18 protein-coding genes and 2 pseudogenes are annotated in these 16533 nt (G+C 30.5%); 14 read left to right on the forward strand and 6 right to left on the reverse strand.

Annotated features, from left to right (window positions below; translation table 11 throughout):
• Positions 1-27 precede the first annotated feature (27 nt).
• Positions 28-1212 (forward strand): pyridoxal phosphate-dependent aminotransferase, encoded by a 1185-nt coding sequence (locus B8978_RS13600; protein ID WP_084116591.1) that lies wholly within the window; start codon positions 28-30, stop codon positions 1210-1212.
• A gap of 1 nt (position 1213) precedes the next feature.
• Positions 1214-1693, forward strand: coding sequence for a 23S rRNA (pseudouridine(1915)-N(3))-methyltransferase RlmH (gene rlmH / locus B8978_RS13605; protein ID WP_084116592.1), 480 nt, complete (start codon positions 1214-1216; stop codon positions 1691-1693).
• Between the two features lie 109 nt (positions 1694-1802).
• Here the strand turns inward: rlmH and B8978_RS13610 are convergent, their stop codons facing one another.
• From B8978_RS13610 to B8978_RS13620, 3 genes are all read right to left on the reverse strand, one after another.
• Complete coding sequence (locus tag B8978_RS13610; protein WP_084116593.1) at positions 1803-2966, reverse strand: hypothetical protein; 1164 nt, start codon at positions 2964-2966, stop codon at positions 1803-1805.
• Positions 2967-3136: 170 nt separating this feature from the next.
• A complete protein-coding gene (locus B8978_RS13615; RefSeq protein WP_084116594.1) occupies positions 3137-3406 on the reverse strand; it encodes a CD3324 family protein in 270 nt (89 codons plus the stop codon).
• Between the two features lie 589 nt (positions 3407-3995).
• Entirely contained in the window at positions 3996-5162 is a 1167-nt protein-coding gene (locus tag B8978_RS13620; RefSeq protein WP_084116595.1) for an alpha/beta hydrolase, read from the reverse strand.
• Between the two features lie 277 nt (positions 5163-5439).
• Between B8978_RS13620 and B8978_RS13625 the strand changes: the two genes are divergently transcribed.
• Positions 5440-6015, forward strand: a complete 576-nt coding sequence (locus B8978_RS13625) for a TetR/AcrR family transcriptional regulator (RefSeq protein WP_084116596.1) — start codon at positions 5440-5442, stop codon at positions 6013-6015.
• A gap of 13 nt (positions 6016-6028) precedes the next feature.
• On the opposite strand, the pseudogene B8978_RS13630 reads toward B8978_RS13625, so the two are convergent.
• Positions 6029-6133: pseudogene (locus B8978_RS13630) on the reverse strand (winged helix-turn-helix transcriptional regulator); the annotation flags it as partial.
• Positions 6134-6389: 256 nt separating this feature from the next.
• On the opposite strand from B8978_RS13630, the pseudogene B8978_RS13635 reads away from it, so the two are divergent.
• From B8978_RS13635 to B8978_RS13660, 6 genes and pseudogenes are all read left to right on the forward strand, one after another.
• Positions 6390-6698 (forward strand): annotated as a pseudogene (locus tag B8978_RS13635) (flavodoxin family protein); the annotation flags it as partial.
• A 50-nt stretch (positions 6699-6748) separates the two neighbouring features.
• The gene (locus B8978_RS13640; protein ID WP_278326945.1) at positions 6749-7588 is read left to right on the forward strand and encodes an aldo/keto reductase; all 840 of its coding nucleotides are present in this window, start codon (positions 6749-6751) and stop codon (positions 7586-7588) included.
• A 366-nt stretch (positions 7589-7954) separates the two neighbouring features.
• A complete protein-coding gene (locus B8978_RS13645) occupies positions 7955-8293 on the forward strand; it encodes an ArsR/SmtB family transcription factor (protein ID WP_084116598.1) in 339 nt (112 codons plus the stop codon).
• Positions 8294-8382: 89 nt separating this feature from the next.
• Positions 8383-9168, forward strand: a complete 786-nt coding sequence (locus tag B8978_RS13650) for an EFR1 family ferrodoxin (RefSeq protein WP_084116599.1) — start codon at positions 8383-8385, stop codon at positions 9166-9168.
• A 326-nt stretch (positions 9169-9494) separates the two neighbouring features.
• Positions 9495-9758, forward strand: a complete 264-nt coding sequence (locus tag B8978_RS13655; RefSeq protein WP_242950561.1) for a hypothetical protein — start codon at positions 9495-9497, stop codon at positions 9756-9758.
• Positions 9759-9852: 94 nt separating this feature from the next.
• On the forward strand, positions 9853-10563 hold the full coding sequence (locus tag B8978_RS13660; RefSeq protein ID WP_242950562.1) for a helix-turn-helix domain-containing protein: 711 nt from the start codon (positions 9853-9855) through the stop codon (positions 10561-10563).
• 214 nt (positions 10564-10777) lie between these two features.
• On the opposite strand, the gene B8978_RS13665 is transcribed toward B8978_RS13660, so the two are convergent.
• The gene (locus B8978_RS13665) at positions 10778-11521 is read right to left on the reverse strand and encodes a DUF4304 domain-containing protein (protein WP_084116601.1); all 744 of its coding nucleotides are present in this window, start codon (positions 11519-11521) and stop codon (positions 10778-10780) included.
• Positions 11522-11717: 196 nt separating this feature from the next.
• Between B8978_RS13665 and B8978_RS13670 the strand changes: the two genes are divergently transcribed.
• Positions 11718-12623: a hypothetical protein gene (locus tag B8978_RS13670; protein WP_084116602.1), complete on the forward strand. Its 906-nt coding sequence runs from the start codon at positions 11718-11720 to the stop codon at positions 12621-12623.
• 259 nt (positions 12624-12882) lie between these two features.
• Here B8978_RS13670 and B8978_RS13675 read toward each other — a convergent pair whose 3' ends face one another.
• Positions 12883-13416, reverse strand: coding sequence for an HXXEE domain-containing protein (locus B8978_RS13675; protein ID WP_084116603.1), 534 nt, complete (start codon positions 13414-13416; stop codon positions 12883-12885).
• Between the two features lie 247 nt (positions 13417-13663).
• Between B8978_RS13675 and B8978_RS13680 the strand changes: the two genes are divergently transcribed.
• The 4 genes from B8978_RS13680 (at position 13664) to B8978_RS13695 (ending at position 16471) form a co-directional block, all read left to right on the forward strand.
• A complete protein-coding gene (locus B8978_RS13680; protein WP_242950563.1) occupies positions 13664-14236 on the forward strand; it encodes a TetR/AcrR family transcriptional regulator in 573 nt (190 codons plus the stop codon).
• A 90-nt stretch (positions 14237-14326) separates the two neighbouring features.
• Positions 14327-14635, forward strand: a complete 309-nt coding sequence (locus tag B8978_RS13685) for an MGMT family protein (protein ID WP_084116604.1) — start codon at positions 14327-14329, stop codon at positions 14633-14635.
• A gap of 149 nt (positions 14636-14784) precedes the next feature.
• The gene (locus tag B8978_RS13690; RefSeq protein WP_242950565.1) at positions 14785-15372 is read left to right on the forward strand and encodes a TetR/AcrR family transcriptional regulator; all 588 of its coding nucleotides are present in this window, start codon (positions 14785-14787) and stop codon (positions 15370-15372) included.
• Positions 15373-15640: 268 nt separating this feature from the next.
• Positions 15641-16471 (forward strand): SDR family oxidoreductase, encoded by an 831-nt coding sequence (locus B8978_RS13695; RefSeq protein WP_084116605.1) that lies wholly within the window; start codon positions 15641-15643, stop codon positions 16469-16471.
• The last annotated feature ends 62 nt before the right edge of the window (positions 16472-16533 follow it).

Raw genomic sequence — 16533 nt, forward strand, 5'->3', positions numbered from 1 at the left:
AAATATTTTAGAAGGGGAGTATTAATTATGCCAGAAATAAGCAGTAGATTAAGTAATTTCACAGAGTCGGTAATTAGAAAGATGACTAGAATTTCAAACAAGTATGGAGCAATAAACTTGTCACAGGGTTTTCCTGATTTTGACCCGCCAAAGGAAATAACTGAAGCATTAAAAAAAATTGCAGATGACGGACCACATCAATATGAAGTTACTTGGGGATCACAAAAATTAAGAGAAGCGTTAGCAAAAAAGCAAAGAAAATATATGGGTATAGATATTGATCCAGATAAAGAAATTGTTATAACTTGTGGAAGTACAGAAGCAATGATGGTTTCTATGATGACAGTTTGCAATCCAAAGGATAAGGTAATAGTCTTTTCACCTTTTTATGAAAACTATGGAGCAGATGCTATACTTTCTGGAGCAGAGCCAATATATGTTCCATTAAAACCACCAACCTTTGAATTTGATAAGGAGGAACTAATTAATGCTTTTAAACAAAAACCAAAAGCAATTATATTGTGCAATCCATCAAATCCTACAGGTAAGGTTTTTTCACTAGAAGAACTTCAATTTATATCCGAGCTTGCAAAAGAATATGATACATTTGTAATTACAGATGAGGTTTATGAACATATTGTAATGAAACCTTATGAGCATATTTATATGTCATCACTTCCTGGAATGTTTGAAAGAACTATTGCTTGTAGTTCGCTTTCAAAAACTTATGCTATAACTGGTTGGAGAATTGGGTATATTATTGCACCAGAGCATATAATCCAAAATGCCAAAAAGGTTCATGATTTTTTGACTGTTGGAGCAGCTGCACCACTTCAAGCAGCAGTATTAGAAGGTCTCTCACTTCCAGATTCGTATTATGAAGAGCTTAGAGAACTTTATACAAGGAAAAGAGACTTGTTTTTAAAAGGTCTTGATGAAGCAGGACTAAAATATACAAAACCAGAAGGGGCCTATTATGTTATGGTAGATATATCCGAATTCACAAATAGAAGTGATAATGAATTTTGTGAATGGCTAATAAAAGAAGTTGGGGTAGCTGCAGTACCAGGCTCAAGCTTTTTCAAAGAAGATGTAAATAATTTAATAAGATTTCATTTCGCAAAAAAAGATGAAACCCTTATTGAGGCTATAAAAAGGCTTAAAACATTAAAAGAAAAAGCTAGTAAAAGTCAGTGGCTTAAGGAGAAATAAAGTGAATATAACCGTAATCACAGTGGGAAAAATAAAAGAAAAATTTCTAAGAGATGCAATAGATGAATATTCTAAAAGATTATCTAGGTATTGCAAACTTAATATAATAGAAGTCCAAGATGAAAAAACTCCTGACAATGCATCAGAAAAAGATGAGCAAATCATAAAAGAAAAAGAAGGTCTTGGAATCTTAAAGTATGTAAAAGATAATATGTATGTGGTTGCATTAGATTTAAAGGGTAAAATGTTATCATCTGAAGAATTATCTAGCTTTATAAAAGATTTAGAAGTAAGGGGCGATAGCAACTTATGCTTTATAATAGGTGGTTCAATAGGAATTTCATCGCCGGTTTTAAATCGTGCAAACTACAAACTTTGTTTTTCAAAGATGACGTTCCCACATCAGCTTATGAGAGTAATTCTTTTGGAGCAGGTTTATAGAGGTTATAGGATAATGAAGGGTGAACCGTACCATAAATAACATAGACTAGACAAGGTTACAAAGAAAGAGAGAATACACAAAATTATTTACATACTCTCATATCATCAAAAAAACCTAGATAAGTAGTTGTATTATCTAGGTTTTTTACTTAATCTTCAAGTCTAGCTGGTGTATTATCAACACAATCTGAGAAATGCATATGGTTAAATTTCCACTTTCCTTCTCTCTTTACTAATACTCCAACAAATCTCATAGAAAGAGTACTTTTATTATTTTCAATTAGAAGCGTATGTAATGCATTATTGATAGATACTAGCATTAAATTTAGTAATTCTGTATTTGTTTTATTTTCTTTAAAATAGTATTCCAGAGCACCTTTAGGCCATGAGCAAACCCTTTTTTCAGGCCAAGTAAATTTTATTAATGATTTTGAACAAACTACTGCTATATTATTTAAAATAGAGATAAAAGAATTTTCTCTGTTTAAATTAAAATCGCCCCAATACTTCCAATCAGATTCTAATAATTCTTTTGCTTCATTAAAGCCGTAGAAAACTTCTCCTGAATCTGTTCCAATTATAGAGGTAAGCTCATTATTATCAAGCAATTCTTCTCCATAACTATCTACTAAGCTGGCATCACGTTTATCATAAGCTTCTTGTAAAGTTTTTAGAACCTCTTGAACTTCTCTTACTTCTATACTATCTTTATTATCTATAGGAATGGTTTTATATTTATCATCAATATTTTCATTGTTTAACATATTTAAATCACCTGCACAGTAAGAAAGATTCATATGCTTTATCATCCATTTTAAGCCATCGTTAACCATAACTATGGTAATTCTAAAAGGAAATACATATTCTTCTCCCATTTTTATATGATTTAAAGTTTCTGTAATTTTAACTGAAAGATTAATTAAATCTGATTTTGATAAATCTTCATTATTTAGTGTTTTCGATAATTGCGCAATCATAGCTTCACATACTTTTTCTTCTTTGATGTTTCTTGTGTTTTTACCATGAAGAGCTATTATAGCTGCTGAATTCTCTACATTAATTACAGCTTTATCAATATCTAGTTCTATCTTTTCTAGATAGTTACTTTCATCTTCCCAATAGGTCTCTATCATATTAGTTATCTTTTCTAGTCCAAAACACCAGCTGTCTAGTCCAGCACCTATAAAGCTTGTATCTTCTTCATCTACAAAAAACTCTTTAACATAGCTTTGTATATTATCAAAGTTTCTTTGATTGTACTTTTCTTGAAAATTTATCAATGTTGCTTTTATATCCTGAATGATTTGTTCCATATGTTTATCCCCCTTAATTAGAACATTTGAGAATAATTATTTTCACTTATGCTTTTATTTTAATAGTTAATATTGTGGAATTATACACCGAGAATATTTCTATAGAGTTTTTTATACAACACAGTAAAAAGCTCCTACTCATCATAAAGTGTAGGAGCTTCTCTATAAAATTATGTACTTTTAGAATAAATAATCTTCCTAATGCTGTATACTGATAGAAAAAATTCTTCTGCTAAAGCATCAATTGAATATCCTTGGTCATATTTCCTACGTATTTCTTTATTTCTGTTTTGTATATAGTCTCTATGACCTGAATTTTCTCCCCACTTTTTTTTCTTTTGCGGTTCTGATGGAATATATACATATTGTCCTTGAATATATTTTTGAATTTCTTTAATTAAATTATCCGGTAATATTGTTTCTGCTTTTGCATAATTCATAAAGCTCAGCTCCTTAAATATATATTTAAATTTAAGAAAGCAAAGCCTGCATTATGAATAATTAATGGCGATAAGACCTTATCTCTGCGCAACCATCGCCAAGTCCATATTTACAGACTTTGCACAGAGTTTTTCATTAAAAATATAATCTTGAGTTAAAACAAAAATCATAGTATTCACCCCCAGCTAGATTCATAATTACATAATGATATTATTACAAAGCTATAATATCATTCTTATTGATTATTCTCAATATCTTGTAAATATTAATGAGTTTGTGTATATGGATAATAGTTTATAAGACATACATCAAAATAGTCTACGTTATACCCGTTACGGTGAACCGTACCATAAATGACACTCCAAATTTTCAATTTGGTCAGTGGAATTTACTCAGGGAGCGCAGCGAGTCGAGTTTCCTTTAAAAAAGCACTTAGAATATGTGAGTATTACTTTATGATTCAGCTTGTTTCTTGAATGTTATATTTATTATTTTTCGTATAAACAAAGAAACTGCAGAAAACTTAAATATTCCTGCAGTTTTTTATTACATTTACTTGCAATGAATTCAATGCAATGACAGCATATTTTATTTTTGTATTTGTTCTATCCAATTTGCTATAACCTCAAAAGCAAGTCCTAAGTTTCCTGATTGACAATGGTTTTGAGCATTCTCTTTTCTAGTGAACATACGAGTAGTTAAAGAACGCACATTGGTAAGAGATTTACTTTGTTCGAAAAATTGATTTAGTGGGATATAGTGATCTTCTTTTGCTGCCATCAGAAGAACATCCTGCTCTAATTTTTCTGATATTTTAGATGTATTGTAGAGCAGAATTTTACTCAAAAATTCATATGGAGTCTTACTTCCTGTGATACGCATACCTTGATTTATTGCCCATTCTACCATAAGACTTTTCTTCATCAAGTCTTCAAATAAAATATTCACTTTTTCCTCATTTCCATCGGACATAAGAGAATTTACTTTATCTCTTAATTGTAAAGGGAGTGTGTTCAATACTACTTCATAAAAATTTGAAAGAATATCATCTGCAACAACACGATGTACACGTTTTTCAAATGCAGCAGCTCTTATTGTCAAATAACCGCCTAAAGATATTCCTAATAATGTTACATCATCAAGCTTAAAGTAATCTAATATTGCTTTTACAGGCTTTTCCCATTCATGAGTCATTGGTATTTTATAATCTTCAAGAGCTGAACCTTGTCCAGGTCCATCGAAAAATACCACATCATATCCAGTTTCGTTAAGGAACAAAGCCATTTTAAGCATTTCTTCTACGTAGCTGTCAAAACCTCCAAACATTACAATTATTCCCTTTGGGTTTTCTGGAGTAAAGCGATAAGTAGGAAGAAATCCGTTCTCATAAGGAACTTTATATGTCTGTTTATCAGTTATATGAAAATATTCCTGCATTAGTGAGATAAACTGTTTACGGTAGCTTTGCTTTTGAGGATGAGCTGCTGTCATATAAAATTCCGCTGTCCTTAGATAATAGGCAGCCCTTAATTTATGACCTTCATTTAATGCTTTGGTATATAGCTCTATGAATTTCTGAATAAATTCTTCATAATTATGAATGCTTGGGCTTACTTCCCTCATTTCTTTAAGCATAACATCATCATTTGTCATAGTATAGCAACGGTTCATCTGAAAATTAACACTAAAATCTGGATGTATATCATCATAAAATCCAACTGGGAATATGTCTCTTCTTACTTTTATATTTTTCATAAAATTCATCGCCCTTCTTTATTTTTAAATTTGTTGACAAGCATTCTCGTTTGTATGTTCTTATTTTATTTTTTTTTTGAATAATTAACAACCAATAAAGTATGAAGAATCATTTGATAATATACAAATCTCCTGATTTTTGTTGCTTAACAATATAAAATAGATTTTTTTAATGATAGTTGCCTTTTATTTTGTTAAAATTAATATGTATAATTAAAGATAAGCCATACCCAAATTTGGAATTAAAGTAATTGATTATAGAATGGAGAAGTAAATTATGCAATCTAAGGTAGATTTAAGAATAGTTAAAACACGCGCTAATATTAAAAATACATTTATTGAGTTACTTTCTGAAAAAGAATTCAACGAAATTACCATACAAAACATATTAGATAAGGCTTTAATTAATCGTTCCACTTTTTATAAATACTATTCAGACAAATATGAATTAGCAGAACAACTTGTTGATGAAGTTTTGAAAAATGCTGCTTTATTTATTAATGAACGCTTTAATGATAAGAAAGAGAATGATCTTTTTTCTACTATTTACAAAGCCTATGTGCATTTATATGACCAAAGAAAGACCATCCTTGCTTTATGGAAAATTAGAACAAATACGCTCAACCTGTATGATAATATTGAAGATTTATTAAAGAAGAATTTCATGCAGTACTTAATACTTCATAATAACTTTGAAGGCAGTTCTTTATTGGACTACTATTCAACCCTTTACTCCTCTTTAGTACTAACCACACTAAAATGGATTTTGACTTCTGGAAATGAATCAGATATTAAAAAAATTCTTGAACAAGTTCGAGCTACCTTAGGTAGCAAAGTATTTTTGGGAAATTAAAAATATAGCTACCTTATTTTTTAATATGCTCATTACCCCATTTGCTCATAAGTTCAAGAATTGGTATTAATGTTATTCCTTCTTCTGTTAAACAGTATTTAACTTTAGGTGGAACTTCTTAATAATGTATCTAAATAATGAAGGAGAACTAGAGGCCCAGATAATGATGGAGGAGGTTCTCCATATCGTATTTTGTGGCAAGAAAAGTTATGATTATAAATACGGTAATGATTTTAGTAAGGTCTCTTCCCTTTTCAGTAAGGTAATATTCTAATATCTGTCTGTAGATATTACAGTAAATCTTACTTAAAGGTAAGTAATCTAACGAAAAAGTACGTACTTGTTACTTGTATTATTGAGCCATATAATAAACACATAATAGAATGCTTAGACATAAGTTAGGGGCTAGTGTGGTGGCAGTAAGAAGATCCGGTGGTGTTCCAACATTTGAACAGCTGAATAACTATATCGATTATTCAGAGATGGTAATGGCATCATCAAATTATTGGAATGTAATTCATGGTACAACACCTGGAGAGGCTATGCAAGATGAAGAAGGAATGCAAATTATGAGTGTTTTAGGAAAGAATATGGCATGGATATTGAAATTTATTGATTCTGGTAAAAATAATGTAAAGGAAAATGAAAGAGAAGATAAAATATTTATGAGCTTTATAAGATAAGCTTTAAAGGTAAAGGTATTAAAATAAATTATAAGGAGAGAAATAATATGATAAACAATTTAAAAAACACAGTAACTTTAAACAATGGTGTAAAGATGCCATGGCTAGGGCTTGGCGTTTTTAGAGTAGAGGATAGCCCCAATTTAGTTGATTCAGTAAAGACTGCAATAAAAAATGGTTATAGAAGTATAGATGGAGCAGCTATTTATGGTAATGAAGTAAGCATGGGAAAGGGTATAGCTGAAGGAATGAAGGCAGCAGGCATTTCAAGGGAAAATCTATTTATAACATCTAAGGTTTGGAATGCTGATTTGGGATACGAATCAACAATAAAGGCTTATGAAACAAGTTTGAAGAAACTTGGACTTGATTATTTAGATTTATATCTTATACATTGGCCTGTAGAGGGTAAGTATAAAGATGCGTGGAGAGCATTGGAGTATTTATATAAACAAGGTCGTGTAAAAGCAATAGGAGTAAGTAACTTTCAAGTACATCATCTTGAAAATTTAATGAAGGATGCAGAGATTAAGCCAATGATAAACCAAGTAGAATTTCATCCACGTTTAACGCAGGAGAAGGTTAGAGCCTTCTGTAAAGAAAATGATATTCAAGTTGAAGCATGGTCACCACTTATGGTTGGTAAATTACTTGATAATGAAATACTGAAGGAAATTGCTCATAATCATAATAAATCTATTGCTCAAATTATATTACGTTGGGATATACAAAATGGAGTGATAACTATTCCTAAGTCCACAAAGGTCGGCAGAATAATAGAAAATTCACAGATATTTGATTTTGAATTAACTAATGAAGAAGTAGAGAAGATAAATTTTTTAAACCAAGATTTGAGAGTAGGACCTGATCCAGATAATTTCGATTTTTAATTAATTTAAGAAGTCTACGTTATAGGTGTTATGGAGAACCGGACCATAAGTAAATGATAAAGTGAGTACTGCATTGATATTAAAGGGATTATAAGATGTTTAAATATTAGGTAATTGTATCATAAACTAAACAAAATATAGAATCAATAGAGCTTAATATAAATGATAACTTAATAATGTATCTAAGTAATAGAGGAGAACCAAGTCTAGATGATAATGGAGGAGGTTCTCCTTCTTATTTTGTTTATAGAAGAAAGCTGATGATAAATCCTGTGAATATAAAAATTTGCATATAATAATGAAGAAAAATACAAAAAATTCTTGACATGTGCATTAGTGTGCACATATAATAAAGGTGGTGATAAAATGGGAAACGAACATAACGCATTAGCATGTGGTAATTTTATTGAAGATAGCATTGATTTTGATTTTTATAAGGCTTTGTTTGACCCAGTAAGAAGCAAAATACTGGTGTATATTGCTAGTAGTGGAAAAAAAAGCGTTAATGAAATTGCTGAAAATTTTACACAAGACAGGTCAGTAATTTCAAGACACTTGGATTTAATGAGCCGTTATGGAATTATTAGTAAAACCAAAATAAACAGGTATGTATTTTATGAAGTGAATAGTACATTTATCCTTGATAAATTTGAAGAAACAACAGAAAACTTAAAAAGGCTTTTGGAAATTACAAAATCTAAGTAGGCAATAAAAACGGCAGAAATACCTTTTTGTTAATCATATATGTGCATTTGTGTGCACATAAACAAAATAAAAAAATGAGGTGCTAAACTATGAGTAAAAACATTGTATTTTATTTTTCAGGTACTGGAAACAGTTTAAAAGTGGCAAAAGATATTGCAAAGGAAATGGAAAATTGCGAAATTATTTCAATGGGTAACAGTAAGCATTATGACTTACAATCAGGATACGAAACAATAGGATTTGTTTACCCAACTTATTTTAGAGGAGAACCACAAAAAGTTCGTGAATTTATATTAAACCTCAATCTAAAAAACAATCCTAATACATATTATTACGCAGTTACAACCTGCGGTAAGTATGAAGGTAACGCACTTATTCATATAAAGCATTTGTTAAAAAGAAAAAATATAACCCTACATTATGCCAAAATGCTTGATATGTTTTCTAATTATGTTGTAGCATATGATATGCGTGATACTCTTGAAGAAGAAACTAAACAATCACAAAAAGATTTGGTTCAGATTATTCAATCAATAAAGAACAAAGAAACTAATAAATTGTCTATCACAGAGCCGTTTCAAGAAATAGTTTACAGGATTTTAATTAAATTCACTCCTAATATGGATAAAAATTATAATGTTTCTCAAGACTGCATTGGCTGTGGTATCTGTAAAAAAGTATGCCCTGTAGGCAATATTGATTTAGATGATAATAATAGACCATATTTTAAACATCATTGCGAGCAATGTGTTGCATGTATTCAATATTGTCCCAATAAGGCAATAAACTACAAAAACAAGACACAAAGTAGAAGAAGATATACTCATCCAGGTATAAAATATACAGAATTAGCGGAAATGAACAAGAATGATTAGTATTTTTATGAATAAACAATGTCCATACATAGTTGAGTATAAGAATTTAGAACAGGCTGTAATTAAAGATATCTAATTCTAAATCAAAGAAATACTATAAGTTTATTTTATCCCTAGTAAGTAATTTTCTTCTCATATGGTGTAACAGTTAAAAGTGTTATCACTTACTACTGATACGGTGACCGTACCATAAGTAATCCTGCGCGGGGCTTGGGCGGAGCCCATTTCCCTTCTTCAATAAGGAACTCAGCAGACGATAATATTAGTATGGTTTATTTTCATTCTTGACTTTGGATGATAGCGTACAGGAGGGATCCTATAAATTTGTGAAGGGTATACTTTCCAGATTTGATAAAATGCTTTCAGAGCGAATTACAAGAGAGCAGCAGAAAAGATTACTGCATATGTTAATCTCAAAAATAATCATAAATAAAGATAGAGATATTGAATCAATTAATATAAATAACAACCTAATAATATATCTAAATAACGGAGGAGAACCAAGTCCAGATGGAAGCGGTGCTCCTTTTTCTGTTGTTCCAAGAAGAATATTGATGATAAATCCTGTGAATATAAAAATTTGTATATGATATAATGATTTAAATTTATTGTTATGATAGCAAAAATGGAACAGCAATAAATGAAAAATAGATTTATAGTATAATTACCACGTGGAATTAAGGAGTGAGAGCATTGAAATATGAGGATGTCATACTTCTATGTATTCAATATATTGAAAATAATATCACAGAAAAATTAACAGTAGAATGCATCTCTAAAAAAATGGGATATTCCATATATCATTTTTCAAGGATATTTAAAGAACAGATGGGTGTATCTCTTATGGAGTATGTAAAGGAAAGAAGACTTCTTAGGGCTACTGAAGATACCTTGTTAGGAAAAAGAATACTTGATGTAGCAGTTGAGTACGGATATCAAACCCACAGTGGATTTACAAAAGCTTTTCGAAAAAAATATGGCTTTTCTCCTGCATTTATTCATGCTATTTATATCCAAAGATTGTTTGAAGGAGGTAATTGTTATATGAATGAAGATAAAGTATATGAAAATGCTAATATGTTTTTAAAAGGAACTGAAAATTACAAAGAACCAAAAGAATTATATAGGTGCCTAATTGAAAGTATTCAAGATAATAAAATATTTGATGATTTTAAAGTGTTAGAAAAGGCATATAACTTGGCTTGCTTGGCTCATAAAGGTCAAAAGAGAAAATCAGGTGAAGATTATGTGACACATTCTATTAATGTTGCCATTATATTAGCTGAAATGGAGGCTGACAAAGAAACAATAGAGATATTTTCTCCAATTGCAGCTAAATTTAATAATTCAAAATTGAAAGCAGAATTGGATAATTTAGCATTAAAATATGTTTAAAATATAGTGTGGAGTTTCCTTTAAAAAAGATAATGGTTAAGTATATAAATAATTTAAATATGGAGGTATTATATATGATATTTTTATTAATTATTCATATAGTCAATTAAAAAATCTATTTAGAAATGCAAAGATAAAAGAAGAACAAGATTTTTATTTATAATGAAAACTTTAAGAATAGCGTGAATTAAGGATAGCAACTAATTAAAATAGTCTATAAAACAATTCCTGCATGATTAACATATTCTAGAATCCAATCTTTTAAAAAACCGTTTTGTATTCTTTTTAATATTTTCTTTGCTTTTTCCTGCTCCCCATACCTGTGATAAAGGTGTGATATCTGATACATCATTTTTTCATCAATATATCCATTAGGTATGTCATTGTCAATATGATTTAATAATTGTTCAGCGCTAGGAATTGTATTGAAAAATTTGATTATGACATTTTCAATATCAGAAGCAACAACCTCATTGAACCCTTTACCAGTCTGCTTATTATACCTGTTATCAAGTTTTTCTTTTAAATAATCCTTCTTCTCATCTTTACAGCTTTCAGTTAGGGAAATGGGAAGTAGCGGACTATTCCATAAATCTAACATATATAGAGGATATGTAAAATTAGCCAAATCATTATTCCAACCAATAATTGTACCTGGTTCTGTAAGAAATATAGTTGACTTACATTTGTTTTCATACTTAATACCCAATGAATCATAAAATGAAGGTATAGCAATCTCTATACTTAAAGAAAACCTTGCATGAACGTTACTATTATCTCTTGAAAATTTAACATTACATACTTCTATAAGTCCATCTCGTTGACGATAGATAGTTTTTCCTTTTCCTTTAAAACTTGGAACAATGATATTATCAAAGGTTTCATGGAGCATTTGTGCACAATTATATTTTTTTGAAAGGTTGTCAAGATAAGGATTGCCATAAGAAAAAACATCCATATTTAATCACTCTCCATCTAAAGTATATACATTGACTTTGTTGAATAATAAATTACAAGGATGAACATATTCCATAAATTTATTATAACATATTAATTGAAAGATTAGGTAAATAGTAAAGTAAGTAAAATTGTAAAATAATGTTTAAATATATGCTATAATTAATTTATTATATAAGATTAAAGGAGATTTGATTATGGAATATGAACAGGCTAGGAGTTTTATTTACAAGAATGCTAGACCACTTGATATAGCAAGATGGAAATATCTATTTGAAAACGGAAGCAAAGAAGATATACTGACAGCATTAATTGCATACCAAAATGAAGATGGTGGATTTGGGAATGCACTTGAGCCAGATTGTTGGAATCCTAATTCATCTCCAGTGCAAACATGGGTTGCTACAAAAATAATTAAAGAGATAGATCTGAAGGATAAAAATCACCAAGTTATACAAGGAATTTTGAATTACTTGTCTTCAGGAAAGGATTTTGATGGACATACATGGTCAAATACAGTAGTTACTAACAATGATTATCCTCATGCATCTTGGTGGAATTTTGAGCCTAATGAGCAAATATCATATAATCCAACAGCATGTTTTATTGGTTTTATATTAAAATTTGCAGATAAAAATAGTAAACTTTTTGAATTGGCTTGTGTACTTGCTAAAGAAGCATACAGTTATTTTAAAGTACATTTTCCTATGGAATCTATGCACTCTGTTTCTTGCTTTGTTGAATTATATGAATATATAAAAGAAATTTCAATGAATGATTTTTTAGATATGGAGGAATTCAGTAGCCTACTACATAAACAGATTCAAAAGGTTGTAACGTATGACAAATCAAAGTGGGCAGTTGATTATGTATGCAAACCATCTTTATTTATAAGTGCTAAAACAAGTGATTTTTATTTGGAGAATAAAGAGATATGTGATTATGAATGTGAATTTATTTTAAATACTCAAGAATCAGATGGTACATGGGGGATAACATGGTCATGGACAGATTATCCTGAACAATGGAGCATTAGCAAGAATTGGTGGAAATCAGATTTGATTATAAAAAATATACGATATATTAAGGCAATGTACAGATAAATTTCCAATTTTGTAAAATGAAAACTTAATAATTTACATAAATAATGGAGGAGAACTAGGGGCCCAGAAAAAGGCGGCGGTTCTCCTCCTTATTTTGTTTCAAGAAGAAGGTTCATAGGTAATGAAGTGCAATGATAGATTTAAGGAAATGATTATTGAGGCTAACAAAGGAAAAAATTTTAGAACCTTCAAGAATATTGCAGAAGCCGAAAGTTGGATTTCGAAATTATGATATTAGGAGACACAGTATTCCAATGCCTTAATTCTGGCCATTGGAATACTTAATTAAAAAGCTTTCAAAATGCTTTTCTGACTTCTTTAAGATACCAAAAATTATAAATGTGAATACAGCACCTCCAGCGCAAGACAGGAGTATTTCAATTGCTGTAAAGTTCAATAGTATTGTTGCAGTATACATAATATATATTGTTATAGGCAAAAATAATATCGCTGTTACAATACCTGGAACATAGTGTTTAAAATCTAAACAAATCTTACAATGAAGTATAACAAAGTGTGCTATAACTGTGAATAAAAATCCATACCAAACATAATAATTATTAAAAAAAACAGAAAACAAACTTATAATTGAAAGAATAACAAACAATATTTCTACTCCAATTGAGAACTCATCTGGACTTCGAAAATCTGCATAGGGCTTTTTTTTCATTGTACAATTGTCAAGATAATGTTCATATCTTTTCCTCCAAACTTTAATAAATATAATTTCTTCAAAATCATGTATCATGAAAATTATTGGTAATAACCATGCAATAGCATTCATATTATTCATATAAACCAACTCCTCTTTATTTTTAATGGAAGGCTGTCGTTAATGCTAGTATAAATGATATCTATTATCATTTATACAACTAAGTTGCATACCTTTTGCAGCTTAGCTTACACAAACACACATAAATGTAAGTTATTTTACACCTTTCACTTAAATTAATTGTTATATTTTATATTTCATGTTAAATACATTAGCCATATGTAGTAAAATTAATTATGTTGAATTACATAGTCATGGAGGTTTTGGAGTGAGTGATAAAATTGATTTAAGAGTGTTAAAAACTCGTGAAAATATAAAAAATACTTTTTCTAGCTTGTTATTGGAAAAGGATTTTAAAAATATAACGGTTCAGAATATTTGCGATAGGGCATTAATTGGTCGCTCAACTTTTTATGACCATTACTGTGATAAATATGATTTGCTTAATAAAATGGTTGAAGAAATTATAAGTAAATTTAAACCTTACCTTAAGAGTAGATTTGATTTAAATAATTTAGATGATTTTACTAAAGTAGGTGTTGATGTACTTAAGCTTTTTTCAAAGAAAAAAAATACTATAAAAGCATTGATTAATGTACATACTGAAGCTGTTGATTTATATGATGAATTAAAAAAACTATTAATAGAAGGCTGTTCTTGCTATTTAAATAAAAGCAACTTTGTAAGTAAATATAATGTTTCAAACGAATACATATGTGGTCATTATGCATCATTTGTATTAACATCCTTTCAATTGTGGCTTGAGCTTGGAGAAAATGAAAATAACTTACAATTAGCTAATAAAATGCATTCGATCTTGTTTGAAGGTGTTGATATTTAAGGCATCTTTGAATAAAATAATATACTATTAGAGTACGGTACAAAGATATCACAATATTTTCAAGTATGGATTCATGTGGCAGGTGAATATATGAAAAAGATTATGAATGAACAACTAATTTATGAAATACTTTCTGTTGTAGAAGAAATCCCTGAAGGTAAAGTATCTACATATGGACAAATTGCCAGACTTATTGGCAGAGATAAAAATGCACGGCTTGTTGGTAAGGTTCTTAGCAGGGCAGAGTTTTATGGGAAATATCCATGCCATCGTGTGGTAAATCATGCTGGAAGGTTGGTACCTGGTTGGCCGGAACAACGATTTCTGCTACTAGATGAAGGTGTATCATTTAAAGATGAGAATCATGTTGATATGAAGGAAAATCAATGGAACTGCTAGGATGGAGATGCAAAATGAATAGAAACCTTTCGGATTTCTTTTCAGTAAGTTAAATTATTATTTTGGTTACAATTAACGTAATTTGAAACCTAAAACTAACAGTGATATAATTAAAAAATCAAATAAGGAGGAACATTTTATGAGAGGTGATGACTTTGAATAAGATTTCATTAGATAAAGAAATAATACTCAATGCAGCAGAAGAAGTTATTCGACGTTTCGGGCCAGAAAAAGCGAATATTTCTGACGTAGCAAAATCATTAAAAGTTAGCCATGCTGCACTTTATAGATATTATAATGGAAAGACTGATCTTTGGAATGCTGTTACAGAACGCTGGCTTTCAAACTTGCATGTTTCTTCAAAGGATATTTTAAAAGAAGATAATCCTGCTGATATTAAACTTTTTCGTTTACTTGAGGATTTCGCGGAAGTAAAACGGCGCAGTGCCGTTAATGATCCGGAGATGTTTGCTAATTATCTTAAACTCGCCCAAGGCTCAATGGATGTAATAGAAAAAAGTATAGAAGGCGGGATAAATAGTATTAAAGAAATTATAGTACAAGGTATTACAGAGGGGATATTTTTTGAAGAATTTCCTCAGCAAGCGGCAATAGCTGTATATCTTGCAACTAGCACTTTTATCCATCCAAATTCATTTGAAGATGCTAATAGAAAGCAAAACATAGAATCTGTTGTAAATCTTCTAATAAGAGGACTTAAGAATCCTAATAAATAAATACAGTGTGACAGATAACACTAGAATTTTCATGAGATTTACAAAACTTTAATATTGTGAGCTGAAATTTTAGCCCTTGACTTTCCGAGTAGGATTGTTAAGGGCTTTAGCTATTTACATTTATACTCACTAATTACTCGAAATGACAAGTTACGAAAAATATATATTGTAATTTTAAAAATTATATGATATTATCAATGTTACAAATTACAATATTGCTAAAGTGTAAATTGTAATATTAGTTTTGAAGTTTAAGGGAGGATTTTTTATGCGTGTTTTTGTAACGGGAGCAACAGGTTATATCGGTTCTGAGGTTGTAAGGGAACTCATAAGTGCTGGACACAAAGTCATTGGTTTAACACGTTCAGACAAGGGTGCATTAAAATTAAGGGAAGCTGGAGCTGAAGTGCATCAAGGTTCACTTGATGATCTAGATAGCCTTCGTAGTGGTGCTGCTGTTGCGGATGGCACTATTCATTTGGCTTTTAAACACGATTTTTCGGATTTTGCCGGTTCTCTTGACACAGATTTACGAGCAATTCAAGCCATAGGGGAAGTGCTTGAGGGCACTGGCAAGCCATTTTTGACAACAGCTCATGCAAATGGAACTGCATCAGATAACGCCACTTTGGGGCTTGCAAAGCGTGGTGTGAGGGCATCGGTTGTATCGCTTTCACCGTCTGTGCATGGGGATGGCGATAAAGGTTTTATTCCACGATTGATCAACATTGCACGTGCAAAAGGTTTATCTGCATATATTGGAGATGGATCCAACCGCTGGACGGCGGTGCATCGTCTTGATGCAGCACGACTTTTTCGTTTGGCATTGGAAGCTGCCCCAGCAGGATCAAAGCTGGACGGGGTTGGAGATGAAGCCATACCATTCAGAGATATCGCAAATGTAATCGGTGGACATCTAAATTTACCCGTAGTCAGTATTACAAGCGAAGAGGCAACTGCTCACTTTGGTTTTCTAGGGCCAATTGCAGCTATAGACATCCCAAGATCCAGTGTACAGACTCAAAAACTCTTAGGTTGGAAGCCAATGCATCCTACCCTTATCGCAGATCTGGAACATGGGCACTACTTTGAAAAATGATTATGGACAAATTTGATATGTAATATGAAAAATGATATTATTAAGACAATTAGATACAAGAT

Source organism: Clostridium acidisoli DSM 12555, assembly GCF_900176305.1.
Classification (GTDB): domain Bacteria; phylum Bacillota; class Clostridia; order Clostridiales; family Clostridiaceae; genus Clostridium_I; species Clostridium_I acidisoli.

What these genes read in the sequence shown, in the direction of transcription:
- B8978_RS13600 (WP_084116591.1), top strand. Translation starts at nt 28, where the DNA reads ATGCCAGAAATAAGCAGTAGATTAAGTAATTTCACAGAGTCGGTAATT.
- B8978_RS13610 (WP_084116593.1), bottom strand. Translation starts at nt 2,966, where the DNA reads ATGGAACAAATCATTCAGGATATAAAAGCAACATTGATAAATTTTCAA.
- B8978_RS13615 (WP_084116594.1), bottom strand. Translation starts at nt 3,406, where the DNA reads ATGAATTATGCAAAAGCAGAAACAATATTACCGGATAATTTAATTAAA.
- B8978_RS13620 (WP_084116595.1), bottom strand. Translation starts at nt 5,162, where the DNA reads ATGAAAAATATAAAAGTAAGAAGAGACATATTCCCAGTTGGATTTTAT.
- B8978_RS13625 (WP_084116596.1), top strand. Translation starts at nt 5,440, where the DNA reads ATGCAATCTAAGGTAGATTTAAGAATAGTTAAAACACGCGCTAATATT.
- B8978_RS13645 (WP_084116598.1), top strand. Translation starts at nt 7,955, where the DNA reads ATGGGAAACGAACATAACGCATTAGCATGTGGTAATTTTATTGAAGAT.
- B8978_RS13650 (WP_084116599.1), top strand. Translation starts at nt 8,383, where the DNA reads ATGAGTAAAAACATTGTATTTTATTTTTCAGGTACTGGAAACAGTTTA.
- B8978_RS13665 (WP_084116601.1), bottom strand. Translation starts at nt 11,521, where the DNA reads ATGGATGTTTTTTCTTATGGCAATCCTTATCTTGACAACCTTTCAAAA.
- B8978_RS13670 (WP_084116602.1), top strand. Translation starts at nt 11,718, where the DNA reads ATGGAATATGAACAGGCTAGGAGTTTTATTTACAAGAATGCTAGACCA.
- B8978_RS13675 (WP_084116603.1), bottom strand. Translation starts at nt 13,416, where the DNA reads ATGAATAATATGAATGCTATTGCATGGTTATTACCAATAATTTTCATG.
- B8978_RS13685 (WP_084116604.1), top strand. Translation starts at nt 14,327, where the DNA reads ATGAAAAAGATTATGAATGAACAACTAATTTATGAAATACTTTCTGTT.
- B8978_RS13690 (WP_242950565.1), top strand. Translation starts at nt 14,785, where the DNA reads ATGACTTTGAATAAGATTTCATTAGATAAAGAAATAATACTCAATGCA.
- B8978_RS13695 (WP_084116605.1), top strand. Translation starts at nt 15,641, where the DNA reads ATGCGTGTTTTTGTAACGGGAGCAACAGGTTATATCGGTTCTGAGGTT.